Genomic DNA, 11,968 nt, shown 5'->3' with positions numbered 1-11,968 from the left:
TAGTTACTTTATAGGATTAAATTTATCTATTGTTTGATTAATTCTAAACTATTGAAAATCGATGTAGCAGAAACCATTTTAGGTTTGATTTTCTCATCTTCTTTTACCGTTTGAAGTCCATCTATTAGTATTTTATCATCTGGAGATAATCCTGATTCTATGATGTAAACATTAGATAATCGTTGTTTTACTTCAATATTTCGAGAGTGAACTACATTGTTTTTATCCATAACAAAAACATATATTTTGTCCTGAATTTCGAAGGTTGCTTTCTGCGGAATAAGTAGTGCATTTTTAATAGGAACAGTCAATCTTACTTTTCCAGTTTCTCCGTTTTTTAGAAGTAATTCAGGATTTGGAAATTTTGCTCTAAAGGCAATGTTTCCCGTATTGTTATCAAATTCACTTTCAATAGTTTCAATTTGACCGGGATATTTATGTTGTTCTCCATTAGATAATAATAAAGTAGCTTTGTTATTGATGTCTTTAGTTGCACGAGATTTATAATTTAAATACTCTACTTCTGACATATTAAAATAAGCATAGACTTCTTTATTATTTGAAATTTTGGTTAATACAGTACCTTCATCTATAGAACTTCCTTTTTTGAACAAAATTCTGTCAATAGTTCCTTCAAAAGGGGCTTTAATTTTAGTGAATGACAAATGGGTCTCTGCTAATGATAAATCTGCATTAGCTTCCTCTAATTTTGCTTTAGACATCGCTAGTTCTGATTTTGAAACAATATTTTTATCAGCTAAAACTTTAGTATTTTGAAATTCAATTTGAACCATTCTATAATCGGCTTTAGCTTTCAAGTATTCAGCTTCATATAATTTAGGCATAATGCTAAACAATAATTGTCCTGCCTTTACGGTTCTACCTTCATCTACGTAGATGTTTTCTAGGTAACCTTTTTCTTGTGCTCTAAGTTCTACATTTTGTATGGACTGTATTTGAGCAATATATTCCTTTGTAAATGTGGTATCTTTTATTACTGGAGAAGTAACAGTAATTTCAGCTATTTCTGCCTCTTTTTTTACATCAGATTTGCAGCTTGTTAAATTCATTATGGCGCAGATGCCTATAAGAGTTACAATTTTATTCATTTTATCAATATTTTTAGTAGATTATTAAGGTTTGGAAACTTTAAGAAAATAATCTGTGGAAGGTATGTTTAGAATAATAAATTCTAAATCGAATCAAAAAGATAGTGGTAGAGAAACTAGTTTGGTGGATTACTGTATTGATTTTCAAATAATAAAGCTGATAATATCAATATTTGTTTCATTTGATCTTTTTTGATAGAACAAAGATGCTATCGATGGGCTTTAAGAGACCTTAAAATTGACCTTAAAAAAAACTTAAAAAAGAAATAAGGTAAATCAAAGAGAGTAAATAGTAGTAATAAGGAATAGTCCGTGAATTCGTATTGCAAATTGATTTCAAAAAAAAGACACCATTATAAATGAATAATGATGCCTTTCTAACCAAACAACTAATAATTTTTTATTCTATTGGAGCATGTTTTTTTCTGTTGAAAATCCAAAATATAATTGGGAATATCAATAAAGTCAAAATAGTGGCGGTAATCAATCCGCCAATAATTACAACAGCTAGTGGTTTTTGCGATTCAGAACCAATTCCTGTAGAAATTGCTGCTGGTAATAATCCTATTGAAGCCATAAGCGCTGTCATTACAACTGCTCTGGTTCTTGCTTTTACTCCTACGAATATCGATTCTTCCAGCGACAGTTTGGCTTTTAGATTATGATGGAATTCTGAAATTAAGATGACACCATTTTGAATACAAATCCCTAAAAGGGCGATAAAACCAACACCGGCAGAAATTCCGAAATTCATTCCGGTAACATGCAATGCTATAATTCCGCCAATAATGGCAAAAGGAACATTGGCTAAAACTAACAGCGAATCCTTGATATTTCCGAATAAGAGGAACAATAAAATAAATATCCCAATTAAACTTATAGGAACCACTTGTGCTAATCTTTCGCTTGCACGCACTTGGTTTTCAAATTCTCCGGTCCATCCTATAGAATAACCAGTTGGAAGTTCGATTTTAGCTACTTTTTCTTGCGCTTCCGCAATAGTACCTCCTAAATCTCGATCTCGTACAGAAAATTTCACACCAATAAATCGCTTCGTGTTGTCTCTATAAATAAAGGCTGGACCCGTAATTTTTTTGACATCCGATATTTCTTTTAATGGAATTTTCGCACCACTTTTTGTCGGCACTTTTAGATCACGTATATCAATTTCATCTTTACGATATTCTTTAGCATAACGAACACGAACATCAAATTTCTTTGAATCTTCATATTTTTGTGTTGCTGTTTTTCCACCAAAAGCGAGTTCCAGAACAGCTTGTGCATCATTTAACATCACTCCATAAGCAGCCATTTTTTCACGATTTAATACTACGCTAATTTCTGGTTGACCAAGATTCCGAATCAAACCTGCATCTTTAATTCCGGGTATGTTTTTGATCTCTTTCAATACAATATTTGCAATGCTGTCAATTTTTACCAAATCATCTCCATAAATTTTGACTCCATTTGCTGCTTTAAAACCTGCAACGGCTTCCGAGACATTATCAGAAATAGGTTGAGAATAATTATAGGTTATTCCTTGAAATTGCTTCAACTTTTTATCCATTTGATCGACTAATGCATCTTGGGATATTTTTCTTTTCCATTCTTTTTTGGGTTTTAAATTCACTTGAAACTGTACAAAACCAAAACCATTTGGATCTGTTCCGTCATTACTTCTACCCGTTTGAGAAATAACGCCATCTACTTCTTCAAAGGATAATAAGACCGCTTTCAATTCATTGGTAACTTTCATCGATCCTTGCAAGGAACTACTCATTGGCATTTCTGCAGTGATCCAAAGTGAACCTTCGTTGAGTTGTGGTAAAAATTCTGTCCCTAAAAAAGTTCCAGAAATTACGACCACCACTAATAAAACAATTGAAGCAGTCAATGATTTAACCTTATGTTTAAAACTCCATTTAAAACCTTTTTCTACAATTCGATCCCAAAATTCAACAAATGGATTGTGTTTTTCACGCACGTTTTTATTCAGCAGTAAATGCGACAAAACGGGAACTAAGGTTAAGGTAAAAAGTAACGCTCCAATTAAAGCAAAACCTAGTGTAAAGGCTAGGGGAGAGAACATTTTTCCTTCTACTTTCTGGAAAGAAAATATAGGGAGCAAAGCCGTTATAATAATCAATTTTGAAAAGAAAATAGATTTACCCATTTCAGTTCCTGTATTTTTTATTAAGCTGCCTTTGGCTAATTTGTTAAATTTTTCCATTCCAACATCTTTAGCTTTACGATCGAGAACTACAAATAAACCTTCTACCATCACGACGGCGCCATCAATGATAATACCAAAATCGACTGCACCAAGGCTCAATAAATTGGCACTCATTCCCATTAATTTCAGACATAAAAAGGCAAAAAGTAACGATAGCGGAATTACAATTGAAACCGTAAAAGTGGTGCGCCAATCGGCCATGAATAAAAATACGATGCAGGTAACTAGAATAATTCCTTCCAGTAAATTGTGCATTACAGTTTCGGTGGTGAAATTCATCAAATTATCACGGTCGTAAAAAGTAACCATTTTTACGTCTTTTGGAAGAATTGAGTTATTCAGTTCATCAATTTTTGCTTTTACCAAAGCCAAAACTTCCTTTGCATTTTCCCCTTTTCTCATTACAACAATTCCTTCTACCACATCATCTTTGTCGTTAAGACCCACTTGACCCACTCGTGGTAAGGAACTTTCATAAACAGAAGCTACGTTTTTTACCAAAACAGGGTTTCCGTTTGCATCGTCAACAATTATATTTTCGATATCTGCAATAGAACTTAATAAACCAACTCCACGAACTACATATGCTTGGCCATTTTTTTCGATTACATCACCACCAACATTTAGATTACTCCCATTTACCGCTTCAAAAACTTGCAAGGGTGTAATGTTATAGCGAGCCAGTTTGACAGGATCAACACCTACTTCGTATGTTTTTTCTTGTCCTCCAAAAACGGCTATATCAGCAATTCCTGGAACGGCGCGCAACTGCTTGTCAATTGTCCAGTTTTGTATGGTTAATAAATCTCTAGTATCTCTATTTTTACTTTGAAGCGTATATCTGAAGATTTCACCAGTTGGACCATAAGGCGGTTGTACATCGGCATCTACACCATCCGGCAAAGAGGCATTTTTTAATAAATTATTGACTTGTTGACGCGCGAAAACATCATCTACACCATCGTCAAATATAATTTTGATTACTGATAAGCCAAACATAGTAACACTGCGAACACTGGTTTTTTTCTGTACCGGATTTAATGCAATTTCAATTGGAGAAGTTACAAAACGCTCAATTTCTTCAGCACTTCGGCCATTCCATTGACTGATAATAGTAATTTGAGTATTGGTTACATCAGGAAATGCTTCAATAGGCATATTTTTGAAAGCGATAAAGCCTGCAACGGCCAAAACGCCAACCCAAAAGAAGGTAAATGCCTTGTTCTTAATAGAAAAAGCAATAATATTTTTGATAAATTTGTTCATGTTTTATTCGTTTAAAGCATCATAAATAAACAATTGATTGGTGGTAATTACCTTTTCGTTTTCTTGTAGTCCACTAGAAATATAGGTCGTACCGCTAACTTGTCTGTACACTTCAACTTGTCTAGTTTTAATGTTATTACGATCTTTATAAATTAAAACATAGTTTTTACTTTTATCAAATATGATGGCAGTACTTGGAACCGCAATCATAGATTTATCTTCTTCAAATGATAATTTAATTGTGGCGTTCATATCCGGTTTTAAGAGAAAATCCTTGTTTTGCAGTTTTATTCTAGCGTTCATGGCTTTGGTATTAGGATCAATCACGTTAAAAATTTTATCTACTTTTCCATTAAAAACTTTATCCGGATAACTTAAAGTGGTAATAGCTGCATCTTCTCCTAATTTTACTTTTTCAATATCACTTTCGTTGACATTAGCCATAGCCCAAACTTCGCTGATTTCGGCAATATCAAAAATATTTTCGGAGCGGTCATTTCTCAAAAGCATGTTTTGATTAATGCTTTTTTGAATTATAAAACCACTTATTGGTGCTGTTACTTCATATAAGGAGCCACTTTTTATATTATAAATTTTATAGGTTTGCTGAATTTTATTCAATTGTGAAGCCGCTTTATCGACTTCTCCTTTTGCTTGAAGTACTTCTCTCTCCGAATTTAATTTTCCTTCAAATAATTCTTGAGAAACCTTTAAGTTATTTTTGGCTACCAATAAATCACTTTTAGCATCTACCATTTGCTTTTCAAAATCAGCAATATCAGTACTTTTTATCACTGCTAATACTTGACCTTTTTTTACATAATCTCCAAGTTCAACATTTACTTTAACCACGTTTCCGCCAACAAGTGGATAGACATCAATTGCATTATTGTCGTCCGTAGTAATTTTTCCATAAAAACTTAATTCATTTCGTACCGCTTCTTTTGTTGCTACAGCTGTTGTGGTTGTTTTTAGCATTTTGTCGCTTAGCACAAATGTGGTTGCTGTTTCTTGCTTTTCTTCTTCTTGCTTACAACTTGTCATGGCTAATACAACTAAGCCAATTCCTATAAGTGTTTTATAATTCATTTTGTTTCTTTTATTTGGTTATGTATCTGTCGCATACTGCTGCGAGGCAAGTGTAATTTGCCTAATTTATTTTTATTTACAATTGAATGTTTGCTATTCGTTATGAGGATTTTATGAATGGTATTTTAAAATAGATCCTTATTGATGGTATTGTTAAATTCTTCTCCAGAAAGGACTAATTTTTTCTTTAACTCATTCATTTGAATCGCTGCTTGATTGTAACTTTCCATGAAATCAGTAAACTCAAGTAAGCTGATATTTCTTTTCTGAAAATTTTCTAAAATACCTTTGTACACCATTTCAAAATCAGCATTTATTTTAGGATTTAATAACTGATAGTTTTTTCGAGACTCATTCCATTTGTTCCAATTAGAAGCAATTTCAGTTTGAAGCTGTAAATCAAAGGCTTGTTTTTCTACTTTTGATTGTTCTAATAAAGCTTTAGCTACTTGTATGTTTCCTTTATTTTTATTCCAAAGTGGCAATGGTATTCCAAGTGTTACATTTTTTTGATTATCAAATGCGCCTCCACGTTGTGCGTAGGCTAATCCTAAAGTTAAGTCCGGAATAGCGAGCGATTTTTGATATTTAATATTCAACTCATTGATTTCAATGTTTTTTTGCTGTTGCAGATAATCAGGGCGACTTTCTATGGCTATGTTTTCTAATACTTTGGCATCAAGGCTGATTTCTTTAGTATATTTTTCAAAATCAATGTCAGTCAGTGTTGGAACAACATTTTCACTTTCGTTCAGCAGTAATTTTAAGTTTGCTTGTTCCTCTATCGTACTGTTTACGACTTCAATTCTGTCATTTTTAAAATTTAAAAACAAAGATTGTAAACGCACCAAATCTTTCAAAGGCAAATTCCCTTTTTGAGTTTGTACTGAATAAGAGCTTATTAAATCTTCAATATGTGACAGCTGTCTGTCTATGGTTTCAAGATTTTTTGAATTGAAGTAAACTGTGTAGAAACTTTTACGCAATTGAAATTTTAAGGTTCGAAGCAATTCATCAAATTCCAATTCGGTTTGCTTTGCAGTAGCTTGCGCTAATTTTACTTCATTGCGTTTTTTTCCTCCTAAGTAGATGAGTTGTTCAATCCCAAAAGATTTAGCTCCTTGTGATCCATTGTAGAAATACTTTTCTTTTTCTGGATTATACGCATTCAAATCAGCCGTAAATGTGGGATTATCCCAAATACGTGCCTGAATAATGAGTGCTTTTGAAGCATCAATATTGTAATGTGAGGCTAACAATACAAGATTGTTCTCTAAAAAAATGTTTTCGCAGTCTTTAACTGTAACTATTTTTTGACCGAAAACAACTTGATTTAGAAATAAGAGTAGTACTAATCCAATTAATTTTTTCATTATATCCTTTTTTGTTGGATACAAAGATGTTCTGGCTATCTTTAAGAAGCCTTAATTTCAACCTTAAAAAGACCTTAAGTATGAAAAATCAGTAGGAATAAATTAGTATTTTCTTCAGGATTTTTATATAAAATTTTAGCATTATGAAGCGTAAGGATTCGCTGTACAATACGTAAACCAAGACCAAAACCAGTGGTTCCATTAGCGTTTTCACCACGCATAAAAGGTTGAAAAAGATTTTTTTGTTCCTTAGCAGTTAATGTTCTTCCAGTGTTTGAAACGGAGATAATTAGTTGCTCTCCATCAACTTTAATTTTTACTATCGCTTGTTGATTATCCGAATAAGTAAAAGCATTTTTTAGAATATTACTAATCGCAATTTCTAGCAACTTTTTATTTCCAGTAATTTCTAAAAGCGAATCTAAATTGTCACTTTCTTCCATTTCAAAAAGGATAACAAAATCAGGAAATATTTTGTTCAACTTCTCAATCGCAGTAAATAGAATTTCGTCTAGTCGATAAATTTCTTTGTTTTCGTATTTTTTATTCTCCAATTTGGACAGAATCAACAAAGAATTTATAAGTTCTGTTAATTGATTGACGTCACCAAGAATGGTGTTTAAGAAATTTTTAGCGTTTTGATCTGTTTCTTTGAGAGCAATATTGTTTTCTATTTGAGAGGTTATTCTAGACAAAGGAGTACGTAGTTCATGAGAAGCGTGAGCCGTAAATTCTTTTTGTTTTTGATACGAAATTTCAATTCGGTCCATCATAAAATTAAACTCGCTAGCAATCAAGTCGATTTCATTTTTTTTACTTCGAACTTCAACTCTACTATCAAGGTTGTTTGCATTTATATCTCTTATTTTTTGATGAAAAATACCCAAAGGATGCATGATTTTTTTGACAGTAAATGAAGTCAATACCCAACAAATTGCAGTAAAAACGATATAAGAAATAATCAGAATAAAACGCAAATAAAGTAATTTTCGCTTGCCGTAATCATCCGTTGCAGAGATTAACGCGTAATAATCTTCGTAATTAGTATCATAAAAGATACCATATACTTCATAATTACCTTGTTGTTTAAAAAGTGTTTTATGTGTTTTAAGATATTTTAGGTCATTAACTGACCAATTGATTTTTGCATCATCAATACTGCTATAAATCAAGCGATAATTAGAATCAAAAATTAATGTTTTTTCATTGTAAAGTTTGTTAATGGTATTTTGATCAATCATTTTTAATAATTGCTTATCTACCTTTTTAACATTTACGAGTAGTTTTATATTCGAAAGTGCTTTTACTTCTAATCGATCTCTAAATTCCTCTTTTCTAAAATTAGCATATAATATAAATATCAATGTTGAAGCCAAGCCAAACAAGACGGTGAAGAGTAAACTTACTAAAAGTGATATTCTGTTATTTAATGTCATTCGGACTCTTTTAAATAATAACCATATCCTATTTTGGTGTGAATTAATTTTACGGGATGGTCTTTATCTATTTTTTTTCTTAAAAAGTTGATGTAAACTTCAATTGTATTTTGATTGGTTTCTATATGATAATCCCACAATTTTTCTGCAATAAATTGCTTTGACAGTACATTTCCATTGGCATTGGCTAATGTTAATAGCAATTTAAACTCTTTTGGAGTCAATTTAATCTCTTCGTCTGAACGAAAAACTTTCATTTCCGTTTCAAATATATCTAAATTATGAATACTAATTTTATCTTTTGTTTGCTGTGGAATGTCTTTTCGTCTTAATAAAGCAATTACTCTGGCGTATAATTCATCAAAATGAAAAGGTTTTACCAGATAATCGTCGGCACCATTTTCGAATGAAGAAAGTTTGTCTTCGATTTCACTAAAAGCCGTTAACATTATAATAGGAGTTTTTTTGTCCAATTCTCTAATCGCTTTACAGACTTCAATTCCGTTTTTTCCTGGAACATTAATGTCTAGAATGATCAAATCATAAGCATTAGCTTTGTATTTTTTTACAAGCAATAGACCATCATAAAATGGGGTGCATTCATAAGATTTTGAAGTAAAAAATGTTGCAATTTCTTTTGATAAAGTAAAATCATCTTCGAGTAGTAGAATTTTCATAAAAAAATTGAATTTGTATTTATTCTTTCTTTAGCCCCGATAGGAGCGATATCCTTTTGTCCCGGGTTTCGGGACAAAAGATAAAGCGGATAGCGGGATTAGCTCCTTAAAATATTATTTAAAATAAGAAAAAGTCTCTTCATTTTCTAATTTCAATAGCGTTTCATAGATCAATTTGATTACATTTTCTACGTCATCTCTATGAACCATTTCGACAGTAGTATGCATATAACGTAAAGGTAAGGAGATTAATGCGGATGCAACGCCACCATTGCTATAAGCAAAAGCGTCCGTATCTGTTCCCGTAACCCGAGATGAAGCTAGTCGCTGAAACGGAATTTCCTTAGCCATTGCTGTTTCTAGAATTAATTCTCTCAAATTGTTTTGAACCGCCGGAGCGTAAGTAACTACTGGACCTTTACCTATTTTTGTTTCGCCTTCAATCTTCTTATCGATCATTGGAGTAGTAGAGTCGTGACAAACATCAGTAACAATTGCTACATTAGGTTTTATTGTTTTAGTAATCATTTCGGCACCACGAAGACCAACTTCTTCCTGAACAGAGTTAGTAATGTACAATCCAAAAGGTAATTTGATGTTGTTTTCATGTAGCAAACGCGCTACTTCAGCAATCATAAATCCGCCCATGCGGTTATCAATGGCACGACAAACAAATTTATTTTCATTCAAAATCATAAATTCGTCAGGATAAGTGATTACACAACCTACGTGTACACCCATTTTATCTACCTCTTCTTTAGTTTCACAACCTATATCAATGAATAAATTGTCTACTTTAACCACTTCTTCTTTTCCTCTGTTTCGAGTATGAATTGCTGGCCAACCAAAAACACCTTTAACAATTCCTTTTTTAGTATGAATGTTCACGCGTTTTGATGGTGCAATTTGGTGATCAGAACCTCCATTTCGAATCACATAGATTAATCCGTCATCAGTAATGTAATTTACATACCATGAAATTTCGTCGGCATGTCCTTCAATCACTACCTTATAAGGTGCATCTGGATTAATAACTCCAACTGCAGTTCCGTAAGTATCTGTTATAAATGTATCTACATAAGGTTTTAAATAATTCATCCAAATTTTTTGACCTTCAGCTTCAAATCCAGTTGGAGATGCGTTATTTAAATATTGCTCTAAAAATGTGATAGAGGATTCCTTTAATATCGATTTTGTGCTCATAAAATAATTTTTTGCTAAATTAGGATTTTGGTATTACAGTTGTGTATTAAATGTATAATTTTGGTAATTAAAATTTATTATATGAAGATTATTAAATTCTTTATTTTATTTCTTTTCGGTGCTGTTGCTGTAAATGCTCAAATTATTGCTCAAGATACTACAAAAATGGGGTATGAGTTACGAGAGGATGACGCTATACTTAACGATACCATTCAGCTACCTGAAATATTAATATACAAGGATAAAATGAGTTCTGATGCAAGAAAGCAATTTTTGATCCTTCAAAACCGCGTATACGTAACCTATCCTTATGCAAAATTAGCCTCAGAACGTTTGACGAATTTGAATAAAGGAATGGCGAATCTTAAAACAAGTAAGGAGAAAAAAAGATATTTTAGTATAGTAGAGCATTATCTTAACGACGAATTTGAAGCCAAACTCAAAAAACTATCCAGAGGACAAGGACGAATTCTAGTCAAATTAATACATCGTCAGACTGGTAGCACCACTTTTGAATTAGTTAAGAATCTTAAAAGTGGCTGGAAAGCCTTTTGGTCTAATACAGCTGCAAGTATGTTTGATATCAACTTAAAATCAAAGTACGCACCTTATGAGGTAAACGAAGATTATTTAATAGAAACCATATTAGTAGGAGCTTTTGAATCTGGTAGGTTACAAAATCAAAAAACGGCAACACCTATTGATATTGGAAATCTCAATGAATCATGGTTGACTAAAGCAGCTAAAGCAAATTAAAATTTTCCTTTTGGCGTTTCCCATTCTAAAAAAGAGGCTATATCCGAGTTCGGTTATAGCCTCTTTTTTAGAATGGGTCGGGCTATTCGCTTCAAGTCCTCGTCAAGTTCCGTTATACTTCACTTAACTGTGGGCTTTCCGCTGCTATCCCTAACGCGATTTTGTTTTTCTCAGACGTTTAGAAGAGGTTAGGCGTAACAAACAATTTACTATTCTAGATCACAGTCTGCTCAATAGGATTACTACACCTATATATAGGTAAGAAAAAAAATACCTACCTATATATAGGTGTAAAAAAATAGCAGTTTTATAAATGGTAGTATTGCTTTACCTATATATAAGACAACAATAGCAATCCTAGCGCGATATTATATTGACATTTGATTGTGGCTAAAGAAGAAACTCCTACCTATATATAGGTGTCAAAACAGTATTAATGTAAATTCTAGTGCCATTTTACCTATATAAGACAAGAATAGCAATAATTAAAGAAGATAGAAGCTTTTAAAATGACTACACTATATGTAATAGGTAGCTTTAAGTAAGATTACAAAGAGCAAATGTTATGTACAAAGCCAATAAAAGAGGATAAAATCCTTTTTTAGATTGCATTTAGAAGAGTGGAGTAGTTGTTTAGAAAAAAAAATATCACATTCAAAAATCAGATTTTCAGCTCTTTAAATAAAACATTAATAAAAGGTTAAAAAAAAGTGATTAAAAAAGCTTGCATAACGGTATAAACGTTGTAGTTTTGCACCCGCAATGGCGCATAAGTTCTTACTTAAATAATGAAAATCGGATCAAAAATAAAGCGAAAGTTTTAGAA

8 protein-coding genes are annotated in these 11,968 nt (G+C 32.1%); 1 reads left to right on the top strand and 7 read right to left on the bottom strand.

The window, feature by feature from the left end; genetic code table 11:
• Positions 1 to 26: 26 nt before the first annotated feature.
• From MW871_RS10715 to MW871_RS10685, 7 genes are all read right to left on the bottom strand, one after another.
• Positions 27 to 1,109, bottom strand: a complete 1,083-nt coding sequence (locus tag MW871_RS10715; RefSeq protein ID WP_210646172.1) for an efflux RND transporter periplasmic adaptor subunit — start codon at positions 1,107 to 1,109, stop codon at positions 27 to 29.
• Between the two features lie 400 nt (positions 1,110 to 1,509).
• Positions 1,510 to 4,608 (bottom strand): efflux RND transporter permease subunit, encoded by a 3,099-nt coding sequence (locus MW871_RS10710; protein ID WP_248428498.1) that lies wholly within the window; start codon positions 4,606 to 4,608, stop codon positions 1,510 to 1,512.
• 3 nt (positions 4,609 to 4,611) lie between these two features.
• Positions 4,612 to 5,697: an efflux RND transporter periplasmic adaptor subunit gene (locus MW871_RS10705; RefSeq protein ID WP_248428497.1), complete on the bottom strand. Its 1,086-nt coding sequence runs from the start codon at positions 5,695 to 5,697 to the stop codon at positions 4,612 to 4,614.
• 125 nt (positions 5,698 to 5,822) lie between these two features.
• On the bottom strand, positions 5,823 to 7,070 hold the full coding sequence (locus MW871_RS10700) for a TolC family protein (RefSeq protein ID WP_248428496.1): 1,248 nt from the start codon (positions 7,068 to 7,070) through the stop codon (positions 5,823 to 5,825).
• Positions 7,071 to 7,144: 74 nt separating this feature from the next.
• Entirely contained in the window at positions 7,145 to 8,506 is a 1,362-nt protein-coding gene (locus MW871_RS10695) for a sensor histidine kinase (RefSeq protein WP_188050602.1), read from the bottom strand.
• The gene (locus tag MW871_RS10690; RefSeq protein WP_188050601.1) at positions 8,503 to 9,183 is read right to left on the bottom strand and encodes a response regulator transcription factor; all 681 of its coding nucleotides are present in this window, start codon (positions 9,181 to 9,183) and stop codon (positions 8,503 to 8,505) included. The genes MW871_RS10695 and MW871_RS10690 overlap by 4 nt, the downstream gene beginning before the upstream one ends.
• A 114-nt stretch (positions 9,184 to 9,297) precedes the next feature.
• Positions 9,298 to 10,386, bottom strand: coding sequence for a M42 family metallopeptidase (locus MW871_RS10685; RefSeq protein WP_248428495.1), 1,089 nt, complete (start codon positions 10,384 to 10,386; stop codon positions 9,298 to 9,300).
• 81 nt (positions 10,387 to 10,467) lie between these two features.
• Here MW871_RS10685 and MW871_RS10680 point away from each other — a divergent pair, with 81 nt between their 5' ends.
• The gene (locus tag MW871_RS10680; RefSeq protein ID WP_248428494.1) at positions 10,468 to 11,142 is read left to right on the top strand and encodes a DUF4294 domain-containing protein; all 675 of its coding nucleotides are present in this window, start codon (positions 10,468 to 10,470) and stop codon (positions 11,140 to 11,142) included.
• Positions 11,143 to 11,968 lie beyond the last annotated feature (826 nt).

Origin of the sequence: Flavobacterium pygoscelis (genome assembly GCF_023162025.1) — a bacterium.
Lineage (GTDB): Bacteria > Bacteroidota > Bacteroidia > Flavobacteriales > Flavobacteriaceae > Flavobacterium > Flavobacterium pygoscelis.
Note: the sequence above shows the minus strand (reverse complement) of the source record. Positions and strands in the feature narration are given on the sequence as shown.

Bases quoted from the DNA above. Each gene is read 5' to 3' on its own strand.
- MW871_RS10715 (WP_210646172.1), bottom strand. From the start codon at position 1,109: ATGAATAAAATTGTAACTCTTATAGGCATCTGCGCCATAATGAATTTA.
- MW871_RS10705 (WP_248428497.1), bottom strand. From the start codon at position 5,697: ATGAATTATAAAACACTTATAGGAATTGGCTTAGTTGTATTAGCCATG.
- MW871_RS10695 (WP_188050602.1), bottom strand. From the start codon at position 8,506: ATGACATTAAATAACAGAATATCACTTTTAGTAAGTTTACTCTTCACC.
- MW871_RS10690 (WP_188050601.1), bottom strand. From the start codon at position 9,183: ATGAAAATTCTACTACTCGAAGATGATTTTACTTTATCAAAAGAAATT.
- MW871_RS10710 (WP_248428498.1), bottom strand. From the start codon at position 4,608: ATGAACAAATTTATCAAAAATATTATTGCTTTTTCTATTAAGAACAAG.
- MW871_RS10700 (WP_248428496.1), bottom strand. From the start codon at position 7,070: ATGAAAAAATTAATTGGATTAGTACTACTCTTATTTCTAAATCAAGTT.
- MW871_RS10685 (WP_248428495.1), bottom strand. From the start codon at position 10,386: ATGAGCACAAAATCGATATTAAAGGAATCCTCTATCACATTTTTAGAG.
- MW871_RS10680 (WP_248428494.1), top strand. From the start codon at position 10,468: ATGAAGATTATTAAATTCTTTATTTTATTTCTTTTCGGTGCTGTTGCT.